The sequence below is a fragment of the Rhodoferax sp. ZS1R8 genome, assembly GCF_056521325.1.
Map to the genome: position 1 here is coordinate 422,280 of NZ_JBWMBA010000005.1, position 23,201 is coordinate 445,480.

Annotated in this window: 17 protein-coding genes; 9 read left to right on the forward strand and 8 right to left on the reverse strand. The window is 60.9% G+C overall.

The features are described from left to right. Positions 1 to 157 precede the first annotated feature (157 nt). Together AC097P_RS19220 and AC097P_RS19225 are read left to right on the forward strand one after the other, a co-directional pair. Complete coding sequence (locus AC097P_RS19220) at positions 158 to 1,537, forward strand: MATE family efflux transporter (RefSeq protein ID WP_479612031.1); 1,380 nt, start codon at positions 158 to 160, stop codon at positions 1,535 to 1,537. 140 nt (positions 1,538 to 1,677) lie between these two features. Further along, on the forward strand, positions 1,678 to 3,009 hold the full coding sequence (locus tag AC097P_RS19225; RefSeq protein ID WP_479612032.1) for a dicarboxylate/amino acid:cation symporter: 1,332 nt from the start codon (positions 1,678 to 1,680) through the stop codon (positions 3,007 to 3,009). 31 nt (positions 3,010 to 3,040) lie between these two features. On the opposite strand, the gene coaD is transcribed toward AC097P_RS19225, so the two are convergent. From coaD to AC097P_RS19250, 5 genes are all read right to left on the reverse strand, one after another. Continuing rightward, positions 3,041 to 4,177, reverse strand: a complete 1,137-nt coding sequence (coaD, locus tag AC097P_RS19230) for a pantetheine-phosphate adenylyltransferase (RefSeq protein ID WP_479612033.1) — start codon at positions 4,175 to 4,177, stop codon at positions 3,041 to 3,043. A 1-nt stretch (position 4,178) separates the two neighbouring features. Beyond that, a complete protein-coding gene (coaE, locus tag AC097P_RS19235; RefSeq protein WP_479612034.1) occupies positions 4,179 to 4,793 on the reverse strand; it encodes a dephospho-CoA kinase in 615 nt (204 codons plus the stop codon). Between the two features lie 32 nt (positions 4,794 to 4,825). Then, positions 4,826 to 5,332, reverse strand: coding sequence for a hypothetical protein (locus AC097P_RS19240; protein ID WP_479612035.1), 507 nt, complete (start codon positions 5,330 to 5,332; stop codon positions 4,826 to 4,828). A 106-nt stretch (positions 5,333 to 5,438) separates the two neighbouring features. Beyond that, a complete protein-coding gene (locus tag AC097P_RS19245; protein WP_479612036.1) occupies positions 5,439 to 6,074 on the reverse strand; it encodes a 3-oxoacid CoA-transferase subunit B in 636 nt (211 codons plus the stop codon). Positions 6,075 to 6,076: 2 nt separating this feature from the next. Continuing rightward, entirely contained in the window at positions 6,077 to 6,784 is a 708-nt protein-coding gene (locus AC097P_RS19250; protein WP_479612037.1) for a CoA transferase subunit A, read from the reverse strand. Between the two features lie 80 nt (positions 6,785 to 6,864). On the opposite strand from AC097P_RS19250, the gene AC097P_RS19255 reads away from it, so the two are divergent. From AC097P_RS19255 to AC097P_RS19275, 5 genes are all read left to right on the forward strand, one after another. Beyond that, a complete protein-coding gene (locus tag AC097P_RS19255; RefSeq protein ID WP_479612038.1) occupies positions 6,865 to 7,419 on the forward strand; it encodes a helix-turn-helix transcriptional regulator in 555 nt (184 codons plus the stop codon). Between the two features lie 87 nt (positions 7,420 to 7,506). Then, positions 7,507 to 8,304, forward strand: a complete 798-nt coding sequence (locus AC097P_RS19260) for a CerR family C-terminal domain-containing protein (protein WP_479612039.1) — start codon at positions 7,507 to 7,509, stop codon at positions 8,302 to 8,304. Between the two features lie 9 nt (positions 8,305 to 8,313). After that, positions 8,314 to 9,732, forward strand: coding sequence for an efflux transporter outer membrane subunit (locus AC097P_RS19265; RefSeq protein ID WP_479612040.1), 1,419 nt, complete (start codon positions 8,314 to 8,316; stop codon positions 9,730 to 9,732). An 82-nt stretch (positions 9,733 to 9,814) separates the two neighbouring features. After that, positions 9,815 to 11,089 carry an efflux RND transporter periplasmic adaptor subunit gene (locus AC097P_RS19270; protein ID WP_479612041.1) on the forward strand — a complete coding sequence of 425 codons (1,275 nt, stop codon included), beginning with the start codon at positions 9,815 to 9,817 and terminating at the stop codon, positions 11,087 to 11,089. A 12-nt stretch (positions 11,090 to 11,101) separates the two neighbouring features. Beyond that, the gene (locus AC097P_RS19275; protein WP_479612042.1) at positions 11,102 to 14,209 is read left to right on the forward strand and encodes an efflux RND transporter permease subunit; all 3,108 of its coding nucleotides are present in this window, start codon (positions 11,102 to 11,104) and stop codon (positions 14,207 to 14,209) included. A gap of 214 nt (positions 14,210 to 14,423) precedes the next feature. Here AC097P_RS19275 and AC097P_RS19280 read toward each other — a convergent pair whose 3' ends face one another. Next, positions 14,424 to 14,840: a carboxymuconolactone decarboxylase family protein gene (locus tag AC097P_RS19280; protein ID WP_479612043.1), complete on the reverse strand. Its 417-nt coding sequence runs from the start codon at positions 14,838 to 14,840 to the stop codon at positions 14,424 to 14,426. Between the two features lie 81 nt (positions 14,841 to 14,921). On the opposite strand from AC097P_RS19280, the gene AC097P_RS19285 reads away from it, so the two are divergent. Continuing rightward, the gene (locus AC097P_RS19285) at positions 14,922 to 19,151 is read left to right on the forward strand and encodes a bifunctional diguanylate cyclase/phosphodiesterase (RefSeq protein WP_479612044.1); all 4,230 of its coding nucleotides are present in this window, start codon (positions 14,922 to 14,924) and stop codon (positions 19,149 to 19,151) included. A gap of 54 nt (positions 19,152 to 19,205) precedes the next feature. On the opposite strand, the gene AC097P_RS19290 is transcribed toward AC097P_RS19285, so the two are convergent. Continuing rightward, entirely contained in the window at positions 19,206 to 20,021 is an 816-nt protein-coding gene (locus tag AC097P_RS19290; protein ID WP_479612045.1) for an EAL domain-containing protein, read from the reverse strand. A 144-nt stretch (positions 20,022 to 20,165) separates the two neighbouring features. Further along, on the reverse strand, positions 20,166 to 22,313 hold the full coding sequence (katG, locus tag AC097P_RS19295) for a catalase/peroxidase HPI (protein WP_479612046.1): 2,148 nt from the start codon (positions 22,311 to 22,313) through the stop codon (positions 20,166 to 20,168). Between the two features lie 198 nt (positions 22,314 to 22,511). Between katG and AC097P_RS19300 the strand changes: the two genes are divergently transcribed. Next, positions 22,512 to 23,096 (forward strand): peroxidase-related enzyme, encoded by a 585-nt coding sequence (locus tag AC097P_RS19300; RefSeq protein ID WP_479612047.1) that lies wholly within the window; start codon positions 22,512 to 22,514, stop codon positions 23,094 to 23,096. The last annotated feature ends 105 nt before the right edge of the window (positions 23,097 to 23,201 follow it).

Sequence of the window (23,201 nt, forward strand, 5' to 3'; positions counted from 1 at the left end):
GCATCCCTGAGTATACTCATCAAAAAGTAGTAATACAACATAGCAAAAACACCAACTCTGTAGTCGATTTGAGAACTTATCTCAGTAAATTCAAGGGTTTTCCCTTACTATTTGTACTATTACTACTTCCAAACGAAAAACCAACCCCTGCATTCCAATGACCCCAGAAACCGTCCCCCAACCAGAGCACAAGCTGCATGTACTGGCCATCGCCTGGCCTCTGCTCGCGGAGCTGGTGTTGGGCTTTGGTGTGGCCTTTGTCGGCATGTGGTTGGTCTCCAAAGAGTCGGACACAGCGTCGGCGGCCTTTGGGTTGGCCAACCATGTACAGGGCGCTTTCTTCCTGCTGTTTCGCATCATCAGCATGGGCGCGGGCGTCGTCATCACGCAAAACCTGGGCGCAGGCAACCGGCGCGATGCAGACCGCACTGCGCTGGCTAGTCTGGGCGCCAGTACGTGGCTAGGGCTGGGCAGTGCCCTGGTGCTGTTTGCCGCCACCGGCCCATTGCTCGGCGCGATGCAGGCAACGCCAGATGTGCGCGAACTGGCCGCACCCTATCTGCATGTGCTGGCCTGCGCGCTGTTTCTCGATGCCTTCAACGCCAGCATGGCTGCGGTGATGCGCTCGCACCTGCACACGCGCGAGACCATGCTTAACATCTTGTCCATGCACGCAGTGCACCTGGCGCTGTGCTTTCCGCTGATGCGGGGCGTGGGCCCATTACCGGCCATGGGCATGGTCGGTTTTGCGCTGGCGCTCACCATCAGCCGCGGCTTCGGTCTCGGTGTGCACGTGTGGCTGTGGCGTGTTGTGCTGGGGCTGTATCCGACCTGGCGGGATGTGGTGCTGGTGCGCTGGGACACCTTGCGCAGCTCCATCGCCATTGGCCTACCCGGCGCCGCCGAGAACATTGCCTACCGCGTCGCCATGCTGGTGTCGGTCACCGTAGTGTCGACGATGGGCACGGCCGAGCTGGCCACGCAAGGCTATGCGATGCAGATCATGAATGTCATTGTTCTGTCTACCGTGGCGCTGGGCTTTGCCGGCGAGATTCTCGTGGGCCACCTGATTGGCGCTGGCGAACTGCGCGCGGCCTGGAAGCTGGTACGCAAGTGCTTGTTCTGGGGGCTGGGGATATCGCTGCTGGTTGCCATCGCCACGGCGACCACCGCGCCATGGACCTTGCGCCTGTTCACCCATGACCCGGCCATCATCGCGCAGGCCACTACGCTGCTGTGGATCACCGTGCTGCTGGAGCCGGGCCGCACCTGCAATATCGTCATCATCACGGCGCTGCGTGCGGCGGGGGATGCGCGTTTTCCGGTGGTGGCGGGCGCCGCGTCCATGGTGCTGGTCATGGGGCTGGGGTCGTGGTTTCTGGGCATTCACCTGGGCTGGGGCCTTACTGGCGTGTGGATCGCCTACGCGCTGGACGAGTGGGTGCGCGGCGGCATCATGGCGGCGCGGTGGTTTCGGTTGGGGTGGGTCAAGCAGGCGGTGGCATCGCGCAGATTGGTCAATCGCGCGCTTGCATGACCACCCGGCCGCGGCCCTGACCTAGGGTTAACCCGGCCGTTGAAGTCCACAATTGCCGGGATGCGGGGGCGTGGTTAACGTTGCGGGCAAGCTGAATCCAGATGGATTTGTCCGATTTACCCCTGCCCAAAGGCTGAACCATGTCAACGACCGCCAGTCGCAAACCTCTCTATAAATCCCTGTACGTACAGGTTCTTGTCGCCGTTGTGATCGGTGTGCTGCTGGGGCACTTCTACCCGCAGACCGGTGCCGACATGAAGCCGTTTGGCGACGCCTTCATCAAACTGATCAAGATGATCATCGCGCCCATCATCTTCTGCACGGTGGTTGTCGGCATAGCCGGCATGGAAGACATGAAGAAGGTCGGAAAGACCGGCGGCCTGGCCTTGCTGTACTTTGAAGTTGTGTCCACACTCGCCTTGATCATCGGCCTGGTCGTGGTGAACGTGCTGCAGCCAGGCGTTGGCATGCACGTGGACCCCAATTCGCTGGACACCAAGGGCATCGCCTCGTATACCGGACCTGGAAAAATGCAAGGCACGGTGGATTTTCTGCTCAACGTGATTCCCACGTCGGTGGTGGATGCGTTTGCCAAAGGCGAAATCCTGCAAGTGCTGCTGTTCTCCGTGCTGTTTGGCTTTGCGCTTCACAAGTTCGGCGGTCGCGGCACCATGGTGTTTGACTTCATCGAGAAAGCGTCCCACGTGCTGTTTGACATCGTCGGCATCATCATGAAGGTTGCACCCATAGGCGCCTTCGGTGCGATGGCTTTCACGATCGGCAAGTACGGCCTGGGCTCACTGTTCTCGCTAGGCAAACTGATGGGCGCGTTCTACCTGACCTGCCTGGTGTTCGTGTTTGTTGTGCTGGGGATCATCGCGCGCCTGCACGGCTTCAGCGTGTTCAAGTTTGTGCGCTACATCAAGGAAGAACTGCTGATCGTGCTGGGCACCTCGTCATCCGAATCGGTGTTGCCACGCATGATGGAAAAACTGGAAAATCTGGGTGCACGCAAGTCCGTCGTGGGTCTGGTCATTCCCACCGGTTACTCGTTCAACCTGGACGGAACATCCATCTACCTGACGATGGCGGCGGTCTTCATTGCGCAGGCAACCGACACACCGATGAGCCTGACGCAGCAGCTCACACTGCTGGCGGTACTGCTGCTGACATCCAAAGGCGCTGCGGGCATTACCGGAAGTGGCTTCATCGTGCTGGCGGCCACGCTGTCTGCAGTGGGTGGCGTGCCGGTGGCAGGCCTGGCACTCATCCTGGGTATCGACCGCTTCATGTCTGAAGCCCGCGCACTGACCAATCTGGTCGGCAACGGTGTGGCCACACTGGTTGTCGCCAAGTGGACGGGTGATCTGGATATGAAACGTCTGCATGCTGGACTGGATAACCCAACCGCGCAGGAAGCCGATGAGCCCGAGGTGATCCTCGACCGCAAGGTCGAGCATATGGCGGCTTAGTTCGCAGCTCGGGGCACTCAGCACGCTACTGTCACAGCGTGCTGATCTCCCGCTCCAGATTCGCCAGGGCATTGGCTTCGTAAAGATCCTTGAAGTACGGATCAGCATACAGTCCGCCCGACTGTGCATCTGCTAAAAATTTTTGCAGCACCGCCTTTCGGCCCGTGCGGTAAGCGGCCTCTTCCACCCAGGCATATTCACGGCGGATTAGCCCAGAGTAGTGGCTGTAGACCGCCTCGGACTGGCCAAGGATCGCCAGATCCGCACCGAGCATGGCGTCTTTCAGAGGATGGGCCAGCGACTGCACTTGGGCATGGTCGGTCACGCGGACCAAGGCTGCGACTTCTAACGGACGGATAGCGGGCAGGTTTGATGTGAGCCACAGCTGCGCACTGGCCTCTTCGTTGCTGATGGACTTCTTGGGTACGTCGTACACAGCATCGTGGAACCAGAATGCCGCCTTCAGGGTTTCCATGGGCAGACTGCCCGCACCGGTGTTGGCACCCCACACCGCGATCTCTGTCAGCCCATGTACGAGATGGTCGAGGCTATGGTAGTGCCGGCCCGGCGCACCATAAGCCTTTTCACCCGTCAAATACGAAAACCAGTGGTCAGCATTTGCACGAACATCTCCATCAGACGTATCGTAGTGCCAGAGCTGTTCCCATTCCCTGCGCAACCAGCCCAATATCCACGCTTGGTAGGCAGGCCAGGGCACAAACCTTTTCATGCTCCAGTGCCAGCCCACAGGACCCTGCAATCCACGCACAAACGTGGAGCTGACCGAACCCAAGTCGCGTGGCGGCATCAAAAACAGGGTTTTGGCACCCTCCACGACATCGACATTCGCTTGCTGAAGCAGATTCTCGTAGTCGAAGTCCGTCGTGTTGCGGATACCGCGGATCAAATAGTCAATTCCCTGGCGCTTGGCCGCGCGGGCCGTGTAGTCACCCCTGACGATAACAACACGGACATCGCTCCAACCGTGCTCCGCGAGGGTTTGCTCAACGATGGCCTGCCGTTGGGTGGCAGGAAACAAAGGCTTCTTGAAGGGGTTCTCCGAGATGAACACAACGACTTCGTCAGCCAGGGCGCGCGCCTCACCGATGACCCAGATGTGGCCATTGGTGATGGGGTCCAAGGTTCCAGAAAACGCAATCTTTTTCAAATCAGCTCCAGAGGCGCAGGTAATGGCGGTGCATGGCGTGCACCCGCTCCCGCAATGTTTGTAGTGAACGGTCGTTTTGAATGGTGTCAGCAGGACTCGACAGCCCGGACGGCCAGGCTGCCTGCAGGGCAAGGACATTCACAATGTCCTGCTCGGACCAATGGGGATTTCGGTGCCGGATTCGCTCCATCCGCAAAGACTGGGGTGCGTCCACGACCAAAATGCGATCCATCACAATGTCTTCCTGCATGAACAGCGCTGACTCCCAAACAACGTAAAGTGAAGAACGCTGCGCCGCCGTCCACCGGAGCACTGCCTGGAGCACGTGGGGCTTCAGCAGGTCCACCAGGATTCTGTTGGCCGCTGCATCACGCGCGAACAATGCGCGCAGGCTGCCGCGCTGCAATGTCCCCTCTTCGGTCATCCATTGCGGGAAGGCTTGAGCAATATCCCGGGTGGCGGGGTGCGTAGGGTTCTGGTGAATGTCTCTGGCGACAAGATCCACGTCGATACAGGCAACGCCCAGTGCCTCAAACGCTTTGCCCACGGCCGACTTGCCAGCGGCTATGGGCCCGGTAAGGCCAATGACCATGGATCGGCCGGTAGCTAGTGACACGTGATTCCGGTCCGCAGGGCGAACCGTGGCTATCAGCCCATCGCAGCCGGCCCACCATTGGCGGTAGTCTTCATTTGCTGGCCAGCTCCACGCCCATTGGCGGCGTTGTTCACTGACCAAGGAATGACGGTGGCCTGGTCCAGCGGTTTCGCCTTGGTGAACAAGGCCTGCCAGAAAAAGCCGCTCTGGAAGGCGATGACTTCAAACAGGATGTAGCTCTGCGAGCTACTGCTGAGCCACAGGTTGTAGGTGGGGTAGAACACGATGGGCGACACCAGCAGCGGCAGGATGATGCGCTCAACCTGCACGGCATCCAGGCCCTTGCCCATATTGAACAGGTCCCAGTAGTAGTTGGAGAACATGCCGAGGGTCATCCAGCAGGCCAGGTGCCAAACGAACACAATGCCGTGGTTACGGGCCAAGAGGCTGATCCAGGGGGCAGAGCCTTCGTCAGCGTTCACGATGAGTACCATGAACGTACCCGTGGTCACAAACACCACGAAGTAAAAGAACATCAGGATTTTGAGCGCTCTGGACATGAATCCCCCGGTGTAATAGTTCGCTCTATCTTACTCGGGGTTCAGCGCAAATTTGCGTTTTGGTGGGGCTAGACGCTAGTGGTCTACCCCACCCACCCGTGGTCCGTCAGACCAGTGTCACGCCTGTCTTGGACTGCACTTCTTCACGGGTCACGCCCGGTGCCAACTCCACCAGTTTCAGTCCTTGGGGTGTCACGTCCATCACGGCCAGGTCGGTGATGATGCGGTCCACAACGCCCACGCCGGTCAATGGGAGTGTGCAACTGGGCAAGATCTTCAGGTCGGTAGTGCCGTCTTTTTTCTTGGCCACGTGTTCCATCAGCACGATGACGCGCTTCACACCAGCCACCAGGTCCATCGCACCGCCCATGCCCTTGACCATCTTCCCGGGAATCATCCAGTTGGCCAGGTCACCTTTTTCGCTGACCTGCATGGCGCCCAGGATGGACAGGTTGATCTTGCCGCCACGGATCATCGCAAAGCTGTCGTGGCTACCGAAGATGGACGATCCCTTGAGCGTCGTCACGGTCTGCTTGCCGGCGTTGATCAGGTCGGCGTCCACTTCGTCCTCGGTAGGAAACGGACCGATGCCCAGCATGCCGTTCTCGGACTGCAGCCACACTTCCTTGTCGCCGGTATGGTTGGCCACCAGCGTGGGGATGCCTATCCCTAGGTTCACATAAAAACCGTCTTGCAATTCTTGGGCAGCACGGGCCGCCATTTGGTCTTGGGTCCAGGCCATGATTACGCTCCCGCTTTTTCAGTGATAGTCCGTTTTTCGATGCGCTTTTCCGGAGTTGCGTTCAACACGATGCGGTGCACATAAATACCCGGCAAGTGCACCTGGTCGGGCACCATGTCACCGGTCTCAACAATCTCTTCCACTTCGACGATGCACACCTTCCCAGCCATCGCAGCGGCAGGGTTGAAGTTGCGCGCCGTCAGGCGGAACTGCAGGTTGCCGGATTTGTCGGCGCGGTGCGCCTTGACCAGCGCTACCTCGGGCACCAGGGCGCGTTCCATCACATAGGTTTCGCCATCAAATTCACGCAACTCCTTGCCATCGGCAACGATGGTGCCCACGCCGGTCTTCGTGAAGAAGGCCGGAATGCCAGCGCCACCGGCACGCAGCTTCTCGGCCAGCGTGCCCTGGGGCGTGAATTCCAGCTGCAACTCACCGGCCAGGTACTGGCGCTCGAACTCCTTGTTCTCGCCGACATAGCTGGAAATCATCTTCTTGATCTGGCGCGTCTCCAACAATTTGCCCAGGCCAAAGCCGTCAACACCGGCATTGTTGGAGATCACCGTAAGGTCTTTGACGCCGCTGTCCTTCAGCGCTTCGATCAGGGCCTCGGGGATGCCGCACAAGCCAAACCCGCCCACGGCCATCAGTTGCCCGTCTTTGACGACGCCGTCAAGCGCTGCTGCAGCACTGGGATATATCTTGTTCATCGCACCCATCTCCTGTGAAGATTCAATTGCCGTACGATACTACTTAACTGGCTACGTAGTTTTTCGTAAAGTACAACCCTATGGACATTGACTACCGACTGGCATTTGATCTGGCCCCGGTGGGCCTGGCGCTCTCGCGCAACCGCACCATCATGGACTGCAACCAGCGTCTGTGCGACATGTTTGGCACCACGCATGAACAACTGGTGGGCCAGTCGTTCCTGGTACTGTACCCCAGCGTGGACGAGTTTGAACGCACCGGCGTGCGGATCACGCCCATCCTGAACCGCAATGGTACCTACGCCGATGACCGCATCATGCGCCGCGTGGATGGGCGCTTCAAGGACGAGGTGTTCTGGTGCCACGTCACCGGCCGCGCACTGAACCGCGACGCGCCGCACGAGGCCGGCATCTGGTGTTTTGAAGACCTGAGTGCGATGCGCCCGGTCAAGGCCGAGCTCACCGCGCGCGAACGCGAGGTGGCTGCCCATCTGATGCAGGGCCTGACCTCCAAGCAGATTGGCAAGACACTGGAGATCAGCCACCGCACGGTGGAGATATATCGGGCGCGGCTGATGCGCAAGTACAAATCTTCCACGACTGCTGACCTGGTGCACAAGCTGATGGCGGGGTAAATATGTAACCCACTCGTACCAAAACCCCACTCTGGGAGGGGTTAGTTAAATCAAACGATTGATTTAACTAGGTTATCATCGCGTCCAATGTCCAAAGCGCCCCCCTCTCCCCCACAAGCCAAAACCCTGCGCAGCGACGGTGTCGAGGCGCGCAACCGCCTGCTGGATGCCGCGTTGGCGCTGTTTGCCGAAAAAGGCTTTGCCAAGACCTCCACTCGTGAGATCGCACTGGCCGCGCAGATCAACATCGCGTCCATCAGCTACTACTTCGGTGACAAGGCCGGCTTGTACAAGGCCGTGTTCACCGACCCGCGCAGCAACCCCACGGTGCCGCCCGAACACATCGACAACCCCGACCATCCGCTGGAATGGGCACTGGGCAATCTGATGCGCAGTTTTGTCGAGCCGCTCAAGCGCGGCGACCTGATACAGCAGTGCATGAAGCTGCACTTCCGCGAAATGCTGGAGCCCACCGGCATCTGGCAGGAAGAGGTGAACGCCAACATCAAGCCAGCCCACAATGCGCTGGTGTCCGCCCTGTGCCGCCACATCGGCGTGGCCAAGCCGGACGACGAGATCCACCGGCTGGCCATGGCCATCAGCGGTCTGGGCGTGATCCTGCACATCTGCAGCGACGTTACCAACGCCGTGTGTCCGGCGCTGATCGCCTCGCACGCCGCGCTCGACACCTACTGCGACCGGCTCGTCGACTACGCGATGGCCCTGGCCGCCGCAGAAGCCCAGCGTCGTGGTCTCCCCCGCAAGCCCCCAGCAACGCCTAAAGCCGGAGCCAGGCCTGCTGCAAAGAGTCCCGCAGTCAAGAGTCCGACAGATACACCGTCTCTGTCACGGCGGTCCAACCGCAAGACAACAACACCCACATAAATAACGAAGATGATGATTTCGCCAGCCATTCACAAACTCATCGCCGTGGCCGCCGCATTGGTGCTATCGGCCTGCTCCACCTTCATGCCGCCGACCCAGGTCGATGCCCCCACGCCGCCCCAATGGTTTGCGCCCCTGCCCCACCAGGGCAAGGTGGGCGCACTGACCCAGTGGTGGGAGCAACAGGGCGATCCGTTGTTGGTGGAGCTGATAGCCGCGGCCCAGGCAGTCAGCCCATCCCTCTCACAGGCGACAGCACGGGTGGAGAGCGCACGCGCCCAGCAGGCCACGGCCCGCGGCGCACTGCTGCCCAACCTGAATGCGCAGTACACGGCCAGCCGCGGTGTCAGCCAACCCAACTTCCCGGTCACCAATATCCAGCAGCTGGGCCTGCAGTCCGCATGGGAGATTGACCTGGTGGGAGCCAACCGCGCGGTCAGCCGTGCCGCCGCTGCCAATGTGGAAGGCGTCCAGGCCCAATGGCACGACGCTCGCGTGTCGGTGGCGGCCGAAGTCGCCAACCTGTACTACGGCCAGGCCAGTTGCCAGCAGCAGCTGGCGCTGGCCGAGCGTGACGCCGCATCACGCCAGGAAACCGCCCGTTTGACGGAGATCAATGCCAATGTCGGCTTCCTCGCCCCGTCGGTGGGCGCGATGGCGCGCGCCAGCGCGGCCGACAGCAACAGCCGCCTGGTGCAACAGCGCGCGCTGTGCGACATCAACACCAAGGCGCTGGTTGCCCTGACCGCCATTCCCGAACCAGACCTTAAGGCAAAACTGGCTGCAGCCCCCGTGCAGAGCGCGAAAGCAGCTCCTATTTTTGTAGCAAGCGTGCCGGCCCAGACGATTGCCCAGCGCCCCGATGTGTTCAGTGCCGAGCGTGATGTCATCGTCGCCAGCGCCCAGGTCGGCAATGCCAAGGCACAGCGCCTGCCGCGCCTGACGTTGGCTGGCTCGATTGCAGGCACGCGCCTGACCACCGGTGGCGTGGACACGGACGGCACAACCTGGTCCTTTGGCCCGCTGGCCGTCAGCCTGCCACTGTTTGACGCCGGCCAGCGCGCCGCCGCCGTGACCGCATCCGAGGCCAACTACGAAGCCGTCGTCAGCGCCTACCGCGGCAAGGTGCGCCAGGCCGTCCGTGAGGTTGAGGAAGCCCTGGTCAACCTGGCCAGCACCGACGCCCGCACGCAAGACGCCATCGTCTCCACCAAGGGCTATGCGGAATCACTGGCCGCCACACAGTCCCGCTTCAACCAAGGCCTGGCCAGCCTGGTCGAACTGGAAGATGCACGGCGCAACGCACTGGCATCGGAATCGGCCCAGCTCGCCCTGGTGCTGGAACGCCAGCGTGCCTGGGTGGCGCTGTACCGCGCTTTAGGCGGCGGCTTTGAGCCCGATACGGTCAGCAAGATGGCGGCCAAGTAAATACTGCCATCCCCTCCCACATTCCCACTATCTATTGATGCGACGCGACACCACCATGAACCTCCAACAATCAACAACATCCATGATCCGCAGCCTCCCGGTCACTAGCGTCGGCTGGGCCGAGCGCCGCCGGGCCGCCCCAAGGCGGGAGAGCCCCCTCGGGGGGCAGCGACCCACACTGAGTGGGGGAGCGTGGGGGCTAGCCCTCGCTGCAAGCGTGATCACTCTGGCCTCGCTGGGCCTGTTCGTGACCCGCAGCTACGCCGCCGATGCGGCCAAGCCCGCCGCGGCCAAACCTGCACTGACTGTGTCGCTGACCCAGCCCAAGAGCAGCATGCTGAGCATCAAGCTCGCCGCCAATGGCGCGGTAACCGCGTGGCAGGAAGCGAGTGTCGGCGCCGAGGCCAATGGCCTGCGCGTTGCCGAGCTGCACGCCAATGTGGGCGACTTCGTCAAGCGCGGTCAGCTGCTGGCCAGCTTTGCCGCCGAGAGCGTGCAGGCCGATGTGGCACTGGCCCGCGCCGCAGTCGCAGAGGCGCAGGCCAATGCGGCCGAGTCTGCCGCCAACGCCGACCGTGCCCGCGCCGTGCAGGGCAGCGGTGCCATCAGCGCCCAGCAAGTCAACCAGTACCTGACCCAAGAGCAGACCGGCAAGGCCCGCGTGGCATCGGCCAAGGCGCAGCTCGACGCACAACTGCTGCGCCTGAAAAACACCCAGCTGCTGGCACCCGACAGCGGCACCATCTCGGCGCGCAATGCGTCGGTGGGCTCCGTCGTCGGCGCCGGCACCGAGATGTTCAAGCTAATCCGCCAGGGCCGCCTGGAATGGCGTGGCGAAGTCACGTCCAACGAGATTGGCCGCATCACCCCCGGCACCGCCGTGCTGGTGACCGCGCCCAGTGGTGCACAGCTCAAGGGCAAGGTCCGCACGCTGGCGCCTACCGTGGACGCCGCCACGCGCAATGGCCTGGTCTATGTGGACCTACCCAGCGCCGACAAGAGCGTGGCCGCCAGCTTCAAACCCGGCATGTATGCACGCGGCGAATTCGACATGGGCAGCTCCGGCGCGCTGACCGTGCCGCAGGCCGCCGTGGTGGTGCGAGACGGCTTCAGCTATGTGGTGCGCATAGGCGCTGACAACCGCGCGTCGCAGGTCAAGGTGCAGACCGGCCGCGTCGTGGGTGACCAGGTCGAGATCCAGAACGGCGTCAAGCCGGAGGACAAGCTGGTCGCCAGTGGCGGCGGTTTCCTGAGCGACGGTGACCTGGTCAAGGTGGTGGATGCCAGCAAGCCCGGCACACCTGCAATAAATAACGCTACAGCCCTCGCAAAACCTGCCTCTGTAGCTAGCAAATAAGGAGCAAAGCATATGAATGTTTCTGCTTGGTCGATTAAAAACCCCATTCCGGCGGTCATGCTGTTTGTGCTGCTGACGCTGGCGGGCATCATGTCATTCAACGCGATGAAGGTGCAGCAATTCCCCGATCTGGAACTGCCCACCGTCACCGTGTCGGCCGCGCTGCCCGGCGCAGCACCGGCGCAGCTGGAGACAGAAGTCGCGCGCAAGATCGAAAACGCGATTGCGCCGCTGCAGGGCCTGAAAAACATCTACACCAATGTGCAGGACGGCATGGTCACCGTGACGGCCGAATTTCGCCTGGAGAAGCCCACGCAAGAGGCCGTGGACGATGTGCGCAGTGCCGTGCAACAGGTGCGCAGCGACCTGCCCAGCGACCTGCGCGACCCCATCGTCAGCAAGATGAACTTATCGGGTGCGCCGATTCTGGCGTTCACGATCCGGTCCGCGCGCATGGACGACGAGGCGCTGAGCTGGTTTGTGGACAACACCATCTCGCGCGCGCTCTTGGGCGTGCGTGGCGTGGGCTCGGTCGGCCGTGTGGGCGGTGTGACCCGTGAAGTGCAGGTTGCGTTGGACCCGCTGAAGCTGCAAAGCCTGGGCGCCACAGCTGCCGATATTTCGCGCCAGTTGAAAGCGGTGCAGACCGAAAGCGCCGGTGGCCGTGCCGACCTGGGTGGCTCTGAACAACCCATGCGCACGCTGGCCACGGTGGCAACCGTTGAAGAGTTGTCCCGCCTGGAGCTGAGCTTGAGCAATGGCAAGCATGTGCGCCTGAGTGAGATCGCCACCGTCAAGGACACCGTGGCCGAGCAGCGCAGCTTTGCGACGCTAAACGGCAAGCCGGTCGTCGGCTTCGAGATCACCCGCAGCAAGGGCGCCAGTGAGGTGGAAGTGGGCGCCGCCGTACAAAAGGCACTGGACACGCTGAAGGCCCAGCATCCCGATCTGGAACTGACCCAGGCCTTCGACTTTGTGACCCCGGTGCAGGAAGAGTTCGACGCTTCGATGACCATGCTGTACGAAGGCGCCGTGCTGGCCGTCATCGTGGTGTGGTTCTTTTTGCGCAGCTGGCGCGCCACGCTGGTGTCTGCCGTAGCGCTGCCGCTGTCAGCCATCCCCGCCTTCATCGGCATGCACTACATGGGCTTCACGACCAATGTGGTGACGCTGCTGGCGCTGTCGCTGGTCATCGGTATTCTGGTCGACGATGCGATTGTGGAGGTGGAAAACATCGAACGCCACCTGCGCATGGGCAAGAGCCCCTACCAGGCCGCGATGGAAGCGGCAGACGAAATCGGCCTGGCCGTGATCGCCACCACGTTCGCGCTGATTGCCGTGTTCCTGCCCACCGCCTTCATGAGCGGCGTGGTCGGCAAGTTCTTCAAACAGTTTGGCTGGACTGCCGTGTTCGCCGTGTTTGCATCCCTTGTCGTGGCCCGGGTGCTGACGCCAATGATGGCGGCCTACATCATGAAGCCGTCCACCCATGTGCACGAAGAGCCGAAATGGATGCCGCTGTACCTGCGCATCACGCGCTGGACGCTGCACCACCGCTGGATCACGATGTTTGCGGCCATTGTCTTCTTCATCGGATCGCTGAAACTGGTGCCGTTGATCCCCACGGGTTTCATTCCGCCGGACGACAACTCCCAGACCCAGGTGTACCTTGAATTGCCGCCTGGCACCACGCTGGCGCAGACCAGCGTTGCGGCCGAGCGTGCGCGCGAACTGATCGGCAAAGTCAAACACGTCAAGAGCGTCTACACGACAGCGGGCGGTGGCTCTGTGGGTTCGGATCCGTTCCAGGGTGGTGCCAGCACCGAGGTGCGTAAGGCCACGCTGACCGTGCTGCTGGACGAGCGCGGTGAGCGCCCGCGCAAGCAGGTCGTGGAGAGCGAAATGCGCACCGCGCTGGCAGAGTTGCCAGGTGCCCGCTTCAAGGTCGGCTTGGGTGGCTCGGGCGAGAAGTACCAGTTGGCGCTGAAAGGTGAAGACCCGGTAGCCCTGGCGCAAGCCGCCGCCGCGGTCGAGAAAGACCTGCGCAAGATTCCTGGCCTGGGAAATATTTCATCAAGCGCCAGCCTGACGCGCGCCGAGATCGCCATACGCCCGGACTTTGCGAAAGCCGCCGAGCTGGGTGTGACCAGCGCCGCCATCTCGGAGACGCTGCGCGTTGCCACCATGGGTGACTACGAATCGGCACTGCCCAAGCTCAACCTGAGCCAGCGCCAAGTGCCCATCGTCGTCAAGCTGGCCACCGATGCGCGGCAGGATCTGGACCTGCTGGGCCGCCTGATGGTGCCCGGCGTCAAGGGCCCGGTCATGCTGAGCCAGGTTGCCACATTCGAGATGTCGGGCGGGCCGGCCGTGGTCAGCCGCCTGAACCGTGTGCGCAATGTCAACTTCGAGGTCGAGTTGTCCGGCGTGCCGTTGGGCGAGGTGACTGCCGCCGTGGCCAAGCTGCCCAGCATCGAGAATCTGCCCGCTGGCGTGCAGCAGCTGGAGATTGGCGATGCCGAGGTACAAGGTGAAATGATCTCGGGCTTCCTGATCGCCATGCTGACCGGTGGGTTGTGTATCTACATCGTGCTGGTTTTGCTGTTCAAGGATTTCTTCCATCCCATCTCAATTTTGCCATCCGTCATTCTGTCGTTCGGTGGCGCCTTCCTGGGGTTGCTGATCAGCGGCAAGATGCTGTCTATGCCGTCCTTCATCGGCTTGGTCATGCTGATCGGCGTGTCGACGAAGAACTCTATTCTGCTGGTGGAGTACGCCATCATGGCGCGCCGCGAACATGGTCTCTCCCGCTTCGACGCGCTGATGGACGCCTGCCACAAGCGCGCCCGACCTATCGTCATGACAACCATCGCGATGGTGGCCGGTATGTTGCCACTGGTCATTGGCCTGGGCCATGCAGACAACAGCTTCCGCGCACCGATGGCGGCGGCCGTGATCGGTGGTCTCATCACGTCGACCATCCTGAGCCTGCTGGTCACGCCAAGCTTCTTCTCCATCGTGGACGATATTGAGCATTACATCGGCCGGGCCAAGCGCAAGCTGCTGCGGCAGAAAGAAACGGCGGTGGTGGTGCCCCCAGCCGCGCCGGAAATGCGATAAATCTACCCTACGCTCCCTTGAAGAGACGCCCCACGGATGCCACTCCACGGGGCTGAAAAGCCCGCCCCTCTCGAAGCAATGGTTGTTTGAATTTATAGGTCGCGGCCCAAGCGCTTTGATCCCAAGGGTGACACCTACGCACATTCGGGAAAACCGCTAAGCGCTCCTGAATTCATAGCTGCTTACGCTCGTCTGTCGGGGGCTAGTGGCTGATTTAGCTTTTGCTCATGGCGCCAACCACTTCGTTAGCCGAGCGAAAAGCCTCTACCGCAGCCGGCACGCCGCAGTAAATGGTGGCATGCAACAACACTTCCCGTATCTCCGCCACCGTGGCACCGTTGTTCAACGCGCCGCGCACATGACCCTTTAGCTCATTCTGCTTGCCCAACGCGGTCAGCATGGCCACCGTGATCAAGCTGCGGGTCTTCAGGTCCAACCCCGGGCGCTGCCACACGTCCCCCCAGGCGGCGCGGGTGATGTGCTCCTGAATAGGCTGCGTAAAAGGGGTGGCATTGGCAAAGGCGGCAGCTACGAAATCTTCGCCCATGACCAGTCTGCGGGTGGCCAGGCCTTGGTCGTAGGCCGTAGGGGTGGACGACGGGGGAACAGAAGGTGTGGGCGCGGCGGTCATGGTGACTCCAAAAATTACCATGGTAGCGACACTGGCAACAAGTGGTTTAGACTGGTGGTGCAAAGAAATACGGGAGCTTGCATGCCAGCGAATGTGCCGGAATTTGGAGCGCCGCCGTACGCCACAAGCACCAGTGCGTCCGCCCAGTTATCGGAAAGGCGCCAACTGTTCTGGCTGGCGACGGTCGTGGTAGTCGTATCGGGGTGCCTGGTCGCGTGGGCACTCGCCTTCTTGCGGACTGAAGCCACCGAGTCGGGCGAACGCCTGACCGAATCCTTCGCACAGGTCATTGAAGAGCAAACCACACGCACCGTCCAGTCTGCGGATCAAGGCCTTCAGCTCATCAGTAGCAAATTGGCGCAAATGCAGTTGGCCGGCACCTTAAACGAGGAAACCGCCAACCAACTGTTGCGCAGGCAGTTGCAAACCATGCCATTCGCGCAGGCCATATTGGTCACTGATGCGCAGGGCCGTGTGGTGTACGACTCAAGTGCCGGAAATCTCGGGGTCGATCTGTCCAAGACCTCCTACTTCACATCGCTACGGGCTGCGCCCGAAACACCGTTGTTGATCAGCCATCCCGTCAAGAACGGCGTGGACGGCAAGTGGATGATCCCCATCGCGCAGCCCCTGGTGGCGGCCGACGGAAGCTTCGCAGGCGCCATTGTGGCCTCCATCGATCCACTGTACTTTGACAAGCTGTGGCAGAAGATGGAGTTGGGTGAGAACGGCTCCGTCGCGCTGTTGCGCCGCGATGGTGTTCTGCTGACCCGCAGCCCATTCCATGAGCCCAGCATCGGCAAAAACTTCAGCGACACCGGCGTCTTCAAGGAGCTATTGCCCTCCAGTGCTCTCGGAAGCCAACGAGTCGACAGCCCCATCGACGGGGTATCGCGCATATTTGCATATAGAACGCTGTCGGCGCAGCCAGAACTCATCGTCATTGTCGGGCAGTCTTACGCAACCATCCTGCAACCGTGGCGGCAATTGGCCATCTTGGCAGCATCTATTTGGTTAGCCGCGGCAATCGGCATCGTTTTGTTGTGCCGATTCCTGGGACGTGCATGGGCGCAGAAAGACTTGCTCCAAGCGCAAGCGACCGAATCTGCCGAGCGGCTCAGAATGGCCACGGATGCTGCGGAGATCGGCATTTGGGACTGGGACGCCAGTCGGACGGAACAATGGTTTGCCAGCCCCACCTATTTCACCATGCTGGGATACGACCCACAGGAGGGGTTGGCCAATCGTGCGCAGTGGATGGCGCGGCTGCACCCGGACGACCGGGAAGCCGTCGACACGCGCATCAGGGCCGTGCTTGCCGGTTCCGACCTGCCATACGAGTACGAGGCCCGCATACTCCACGCCGATGGTAGCTACCGCTGGGTCAGCGTCGTGGGGCGGGTGCTTGGGCGCGATGCAGCGGGCAAGGCTAGCCGTCTGATGGGGGTTCGCCTGGACATTACCGACCGCAAGCGCGCGGAAGAGGCCTTGCGCCAGAGCGAGGACAACCTGTCCATCACGTTGCAATCCATTGGCGACGCCGTTATCGCCACCGATGCCGGCGGCCATATCACCCGCATGAACGCTACTGCCGAGCGCATGACGGGCTGGACATGGTCGCAGGCTTTAGGCTTGCCACTGACCGATGTGTTCCACATCGTCAACACCGAAACCCAAACGGTGGCGGTCGACCCGGTGCAGCTCGTGATGGAGAAGGGCGAGGTCGTCGGCCTGGCAAACCACACGGCACTGTACGCGCGTGATGGCAAGGTGTACCAGATATCGGACAGTGCAGCCCCCATACGCAACCGAGTCGGACAGATTGTGGGTGTGGTGCTGGTCTTCAGTGACGTGACCGAGCAATACCGGATACGCGAGGAGCTGGCCACGACCATGGAGCTACTCGAACGCACGAACGAGTTGGCGCAAGTGGGTGGCTGGAAGGTGGACGTGCCAACCCGCAAGCTCACGTGGTCTTTGCAAACCTTTCGCCTGCACGATGTCGACCCGTCGACATCGCCGGACATCGAGAGTGGCATGGGTTTTGTGGCCGAGCATGCACGCCACCAGATACGTGCCGTGGTAGACGCGGCCTTTGAACATGGGACGCCGTGGGATATCGAGTTACCGCTGGTATCCGCCAAAGGGCGCCATTTCTGGGCGCGTGTGCGGGGCTTTGTCGAAGTGGACGACCAAGGCAAGCCCGCCCGGCTGCTGGGCACCTTCCAGGACATTACGGAGCGCCGTCTGGCGCAGGCATCGGTGCTACGCAGCGAAGCGCGCTACCGCACCTTGTTTGAGTACGCACCCGACGGCATATTGATTGCCGATACCGAAGGCAATTACGTGGACGCCAATGCCAGCATCTGCCGGATGCTGGGCTACGTGCGGGAGGAACTCATCACGCTACACGCGACAGACATTGTCATCCCCTCGGAGGTACCGCACATCGAGACGGCTATGGGTGCCATCAAGTCACATGTCGAATACCACCGGGAATGGCAATTGCGGCGCAAGGATGGTACTGTGTTCTCCGCCGAGGTCATCGGCACCCAAATGCCGGATGGCAATCTGATGGGCATGATCCGCGACATATCCGACCGCAAACGGTCCGAGGCCGCGCTGCGCGAATCCATGGTGCACACACAGACCATTCTGGATAACATCGTAGACGGTGTCGTGACATTTGACTCCCAGGGCATCGTGGAGTCGTTCAACCTCGCCGCCAGCGCCATCTTTGGTTACGCACCGCAAGACATCATCGGGCGCAGTGCGGCGGTGCTGATCAGCGATCCGGACGCGCACTTTGAACAAGAGTACCTGCGCCACCGCTTCAGCTCAGAACGTATGGGAAACACCAACATCTCACGCGAAATTCAGGGGCGTCGCAGGGACGGTTCCCTATTCCCAATACACCTGTCCGTATCGCGCATCTACCGCAACGCCAAGGCGCTTTTGATTGCCATCGTGCGCGACATTACGCAGCAGCGCGAAGACGAGGAGGAAATCCGCCGCTTGGCATTCTTTGATCCGCTGACGGGCCTGCCAAACCGCCGCCTGCTCGTGGACCGGCTGAAACAAGCAATGGCCACGTCGGCACGCAGTGGCCGGCACGGAGCACTGATGTTTCTGGATCTGGACCATTTCAAACTGCTCAACGACACGCAGGGCCATGACGTGGGCGATCTGCTTTTGCAGCAGACTGCCGGCCGCCTGACCGCCTGCGTTCGAGAAGGCGACAGTGTGGCGCGACTGGGTGGAGACGAATTCGTCGTGCTGCTGGAATCCTTGAGCACCGACGGCCACGATGCGGCCCAGCAGGCCGAGGCAGTCGCCATGAAATTACTGGATGCGTTCAATACCCCCTACAGCCTGAACAACTACCACCATGAGGGTACGACCAGCATCGGCATCGTGGTGTTCCTGGGTGATCTTGATTCCATGGACGACCTGCTTAAAAAGGCGGACCTGGCGATGTACCAGGGTAAATCCGCGGGCCGCAACACGGCACGCTTTTTCGATCCCGCCATGCAGGCTGCCGTAGCAGACCATGATGCCCAGGAAAAAGACCTGCGCCGCGGCATAGCGCTGCGGGAATTTGTGCTGCACTACCAGATACAGGTCAACAAAGAAGGCAAGACCACCGGCGTTGAGGCACTGGTGCGGTGGAACCATGCCCGCAAAGGTCTGGTCACGCCAGCAGACTTTATCGCCCTGGCCGAGCAGACCGGATGCATATTGACCTTGGGTCAACAGGTGCTGGAGACTGCGTGCGCGCAGCTGAAGGTCTGGGCTGACCACCCCGACCACGCTGCGTGGACGATGGCGGTCAACGTCAGCGCATCGCAGTTTGCCCAAGCCAGCTTCGTAGCCAACGTATCGCACGCGCTGTCACGCACTGGAGCCAACCCCAAGCTGTTGAAGCTGGAGCTGACCGAAAGTATCCTGGTGCACGATGTAGATGATGTGATCACCAAGATGACGGCACTGAAGGACATTGGTGTCGGTTTCTCACTGGACGATTTCGGCACAGGTTATTCGTCGCTGTCTTACCTGAAGCGGCTGCCCCTGGACCAGCTGAAGATAGACCAGTCGTTTGTGCGTGATGTACTGACCGACCCAAGCGACGCGGTCATCGCCAAAACCGTGCTGGCGCTGGGGCACAGCCTGGGCCTGACGGTGATTGCTGAGGGCGTGGAGACCGAAGGGCAACATGCTTTTCTCGCCGAAGCGGGCTGCGACGCGTTCCAGGGATACTACTTTGGGCGGCCTGCGCCGGTGGATCTATTGCTCCAATATGCTATCAAATAAGGAGCTTCTTACGCCCGTCTGGCGAGGCCTATAGCCGATTTACACCATTTTTCTTCAGGCTTCGTAGGCCAGCGCATCTACCAATGCCTGGGCTTTAAAGGCTGGCTTGGCGAACAGGTAGCCCTGCATCAAACGGATACCCGCGTCCCGCAGGAAGTCCCGCTCGCCCGGGGTCTCAATACCCTCCGCCACCACCTTGACGTCCAATTCCTCGCACAGGCGCACCAGGCTGCGAACGATGGCCTGCCGTGGACGGTTGGAGTCCACGTTGCGTATCAGGTCCATGTCGATTTTGATGATGTCAGGCTGAAAATCAGATAACAACTTCATGCCCGCATACCCGGCGCCAAAATCGTCGATAGCCGTCTTGAATCCGCAGCGCTTGTACTCACGCAATATCTGCGCGAACCAGGGGCCGTCGTCAATCCGCTCACCCTCGGTTACTTCAAAAATGATACGGTCCAGCGGGAAATTGTGCGCGTCGGCCGCCGCTAGCGTGGTGCGTATGCACACCTCCGGCTTGTAGATGGCGTTGGGCAGGAAGTTGATGGACACGTACTCCTTTATGCCCAACTGGCTGGCGCCTTTGATGGCTTTGACGCGGCAGGCCTGGTCGAAGCGGTAGCGGTTCAACTCATTGACCTGCGACAGCACAGAATACGCGCCTTCGCCATTCGGCCCGCGCACCAGAGCCTCATGCGCAAACACTGTTTTGCGCTCCACATCGACGATGGGTTGGAAGGCATAGTCGAAGTCGAATCCCACCCGCTCGGCCTTGCCACAGTCCACACAGTCTTCCGGCGTACCTATCAGTGGTACGAAATCCTTAGGAAAACTGGGATTGATTCCGAGTGGGGGGACGAGCTTCATGGGTGGACTCCTCAACGGTGCAAACTGAACTTCAACTTGCTCGGTTCGAATGATAGGCCTAGTATGCGCTCGCACCGTCCATTTGCTCGCGTTAACGTGGCAGCGGCGGCCGGCAGACGCCGGCCGCACACGTGCCCAATGGTGTCAGGCCAGGTCGAAACGGTCCAGGTTCATGACCTTGGTCCAGGCTGCCACAAAGTCCTTGACCAGCTTCTCTTTGCCGTCCGCGCTGGCATACACCTCGGCGTAGGCGCGCAACACCGAGTTGGAACCGAAGATCAAATCGTTGCGGGTACCGGTGAATTTCACCGCGCCGGTCTTGCGGTCACGGCCTTCAAACAGCTCGGCGTCCGGGTCGACCGCCTTCCACTCGGTGGCCATGTCCAGCAGGCTGACGAAGAAGGCGTTGTTCAACACACCCACCTGGTCTGTGAACACGCCGTGGTAGTTGCTATCGGCATTGGCACCGAGCACACGCAGCCCGCCGACCAATGCAGTCATCTCCGGCGCGGTCAGTGTCAGCAGTTGGGCCTTGTCGACCAGCAGCGTCTCGGTAGACACACTGATCTTGCCCTTCTTGTAGTTGCGAAAGCCGTCGTACAAAGGCTCCATCGCGGCAAACGATTCGACATCCGTTTGCGCCTGCGTGGCGTCCACGCGGCCAGGGGCAAACGGCACGTCCAGGTTCACGCCCGCAGCCTTGGCCGCCTGCTCCACGCCCACCGCACCGGCCAGCACGATGGTGTCGGCCAGCGATGCCTTACCAGATGCTTTCTGGATCTCTTGCAATTTGGCCAATGCGTTGACCACCGTCTTGTTGACCTCCCATTCCTTTTGGGGCGCCAGCGCCAGGCGGGCACCGTTGGCGCCGCCCCGCTTGTCGCCCCCACGGAAGGTGGAGGCGGAGGCCCAGGCTACCGAGACCAGGTCGGAAACCGAGAGCCCCGACGCGGCGATCCGGGTCTTCAGGTCGGCAATGTCGGCGGGCGTGGGTGCGTATGTGGCTACCGGTAGCGGGTCTTGCCAGATCAGGTCTTCTTTTGGTACTTCGGGGCCGATGTAGCGCGCCTTCGGTCCCATGTCACGGTGCGTCAGCTTGAACCAGGCGCGGGCAAAGGCTTCGGCAAAGGATTGCGGATCATCATGAAACTTCTTGGATATCCTGCCGAACTCAGGATCAAAGCGCATCGTCAGGTCAGTCGTCAGCATCGTGGGCCTGTGGAACTTACCGGGAACGTGCGCATCAGGGATGATCTCTGGCGCGTCTTTGGCCACCCATTGCTTGGCACCTGCAGGTGAGCGGGTCAGTTCCCATTCAAAATTGAACAGATTCTCGAAATAGTTGTTGCTCCACTGCGCAGGCGTGGTGGTCCAAGTCACTTCCAGGCCGCTGGAGACCGTGTCCTTGCCATGACCGCCGCCGAAGCTGCTGTGCCAACCCAGGCCTTGGGCCTCTATGGACCCGGCCTCCGGCTCGGGACCCTTGTGGTGTTCGGGCGCGGCACCGTGGGCCTTGCCAAAGGTGTGGCCACCGGCGATCAGCGCAACGATTTCTTCGTCGTCCATCGCCATGCGGTAGAAGGTGGCACGGATATCTTTAGCCGCGGCCATGTAATCGCCGCTGGCGTTCGGGCCTTCCGGGTTCACATAGATCAGGCCCATGTGGGTGGCTCCGAGACTGTTGACCAGCACGCGGTCACCCTCAAAACGGTGTTCGTCGCCCAACCATTTGGTCTCGGCACCCCAGCTCACGTCCATATCGGGTTCCCACACATCTTCGCGGCCGCCGGCAAAGCCAAAGGTCCGAAAGCCCATGGACTCCAAAGCGACGTTGCCAGCCAAGATGAACAGATCAGCCCAGGAGATTTTTTGCCCGTATTTCTGCTTGATAGGCCACAGCAGGCGACGTGACTTGTCGATGTTGACGTTGTCGGGCCAGGAGTTGAGCGGCGCAAAGCGCTGCTGGCCACGGCCGCCGCCGCCCCGGCCGTCGGTGGTGCGGTAAGTGCCCGCGCTATGCCAGGCCATGCGCACAAACTGTGGGCCGTAGTGGCCGAAGTCGGCCGGCCACCAGTCTTGAGAGTCTGTCATCAGCTTGACCAAATCGGCCTTCAGCCCGGCGTAGTCTAAGGTCTTGAAGGCCTCGGCGTAGTTGAAGCCTTCGCCCAGCGGGTTGGATTTACTGGAATGCTGGTTCAGCAAATCCACGCGCAGCTGTTGGGGCCACCAGTCTTTGTTGGTGGTGCCGCCACCGGCTGCGTGGTGGAACGGGCATTTGGCTTCGCTTGACATGGATTTCTCTCCTAAGTGGTTTGGTGTCTGCGTCTTGGTATCTGTGTCGGAACGGTCCCAGTTTAGGTTTCTATGAACTATCGATCAAGTAGGATTTATTTATTAAAACTATAGGCAAGTTCAATAGCGCTTTGGCAACTTCCATCCCTCGCTCGGCGCTTTACGATAGGGCCATCAGACAACTAGACAAGAAACACCATGCGCAACAACACCCCGCGATACCCGCTGCCCGACCTCAACACGCTGCCCGAAGACATACGCGCCAAGATTTTGGAAGTGCAAGAAAAATCCGGCTTTGTGCCCAATGTATTCCTGGCGTTCGCCCGCCGACCGGCCGAATGGCGCGCCTTCTTCGCCTACCACGATGCGCTGATGCTGCGCGCCGAGAGCAGCCTGACCAAGGGCGAGCGCGAGATGATCATCACGACGACCAGCGCCGCGAACCACTGCCTGTACTGCGTGGTAGCCCATGGCGCCATTCTGCGCATTTACGAGAAGAAGCCGCTGGTGGCAGACCAGGTCGCGGTGAACTACCGCAAGGCCGACATCACACCGCGCCAGCGCGCCATGCTGGACTTTGCGATGAAGGTCTGCCTGCACTCAGACACCGTGGAAGACGCCGACTTCACCGCGCTGCACGCCCACGGATTTGACGATGAAGACATCTGGGACATCGCCGGCATCACCGCCTTCTTCGGCCTGTCCAACCGCATGGCCAATGTGACCAGCATGATGCCCAACCCCGAGTTTTATTTGCTGGGGCGGGTGCCGAAGGTTAAATAGGTCTCTAGCCCTCGCCGCTACAGGTTTTGTAGCTCCTCAATTGATAGCAATCACTCACCATCCCGGCTTGCCCCTTGCAGCCAAAGGGGGGCTGGCCTCCCTACA

Coding starts and splice junctions, on each gene's coding strand:
- AC097P_RS19220 (WP_479612031.1), top strand. CDS start 158: ATGACCCCAGAAACCGTCCCCCAACCAGAGCACAAGCTGCATGTACTG.
- AC097P_RS19225 (WP_479612032.1), top strand. CDS start 1,678: ATGTCAACGACCGCCAGTCGCAAACCTCTCTATAAATCCCTGTACGTA.
- AC097P_RS19240 (WP_479612035.1), bottom strand. CDS start 5,332: ATGTCCAGAGCGCTCAAAATCCTGATGTTCTTTTACTTCGTGGTGTTT.
- AC097P_RS19245 (WP_479612036.1), bottom strand. CDS start 6,074: ATGGCCTGGACCCAAGACCAAATGGCGGCCCGTGCTGCCCAAGAATTG.
- AC097P_RS19250 (WP_479612037.1), bottom strand. CDS start 6,784: ATGAACAAGATATATCCCAGTGCTGCAGCAGCGCTTGACGGCGTCGTC.
- AC097P_RS19255 (WP_479612038.1), top strand. CDS start 6,865: ATGGACATTGACTACCGACTGGCATTTGATCTGGCCCCGGTGGGCCTG.
- AC097P_RS19260 (WP_479612039.1), top strand. CDS start 7,507: ATGTCCAAAGCGCCCCCCTCTCCCCCACAAGCCAAAACCCTGCGCAGC.
- AC097P_RS19265 (WP_479612040.1), top strand. CDS start 8,314: ATGATGATTTCGCCAGCCATTCACAAACTCATCGCCGTGGCCGCCGCA.
- AC097P_RS19270 (WP_479612041.1), top strand. CDS start 9,815: ATGATCCGCAGCCTCCCGGTCACTAGCGTCGGCTGGGCCGAGCGCCGC.
- AC097P_RS19275 (WP_479612042.1), top strand. CDS start 11,102: ATGAATGTTTCTGCTTGGTCGATTAAAAACCCCATTCCGGCGGTCATG.
- AC097P_RS19280 (WP_479612043.1), bottom strand. CDS start 14,840: ATGACCGCCGCGCCCACACCTTCTGTTCCCCCGTCGTCCACCCCTACG.
- AC097P_RS19285 (WP_479612044.1), top strand. CDS start 14,922: ATGCCAGCGAATGTGCCGGAATTTGGAGCGCCGCCGTACGCCACAAGC.
- AC097P_RS19290 (WP_479612045.1), bottom strand. CDS start 20,021: ATGAAGCTCGTCCCCCCACTCGGAATCAATCCCAGTTTTCCTAAGGAT.
- katG (WP_479612046.1), bottom strand. CDS start 22,313: ATGTCAAGCGAAGCCAAATGCCCGTTCCACCACGCAGCCGGTGGCGGC.
- AC097P_RS19300 (WP_479612047.1), top strand. CDS start 22,512: ATGCGCAACAACACCCCGCGATACCCGCTGCCCGACCTCAACACGCTG.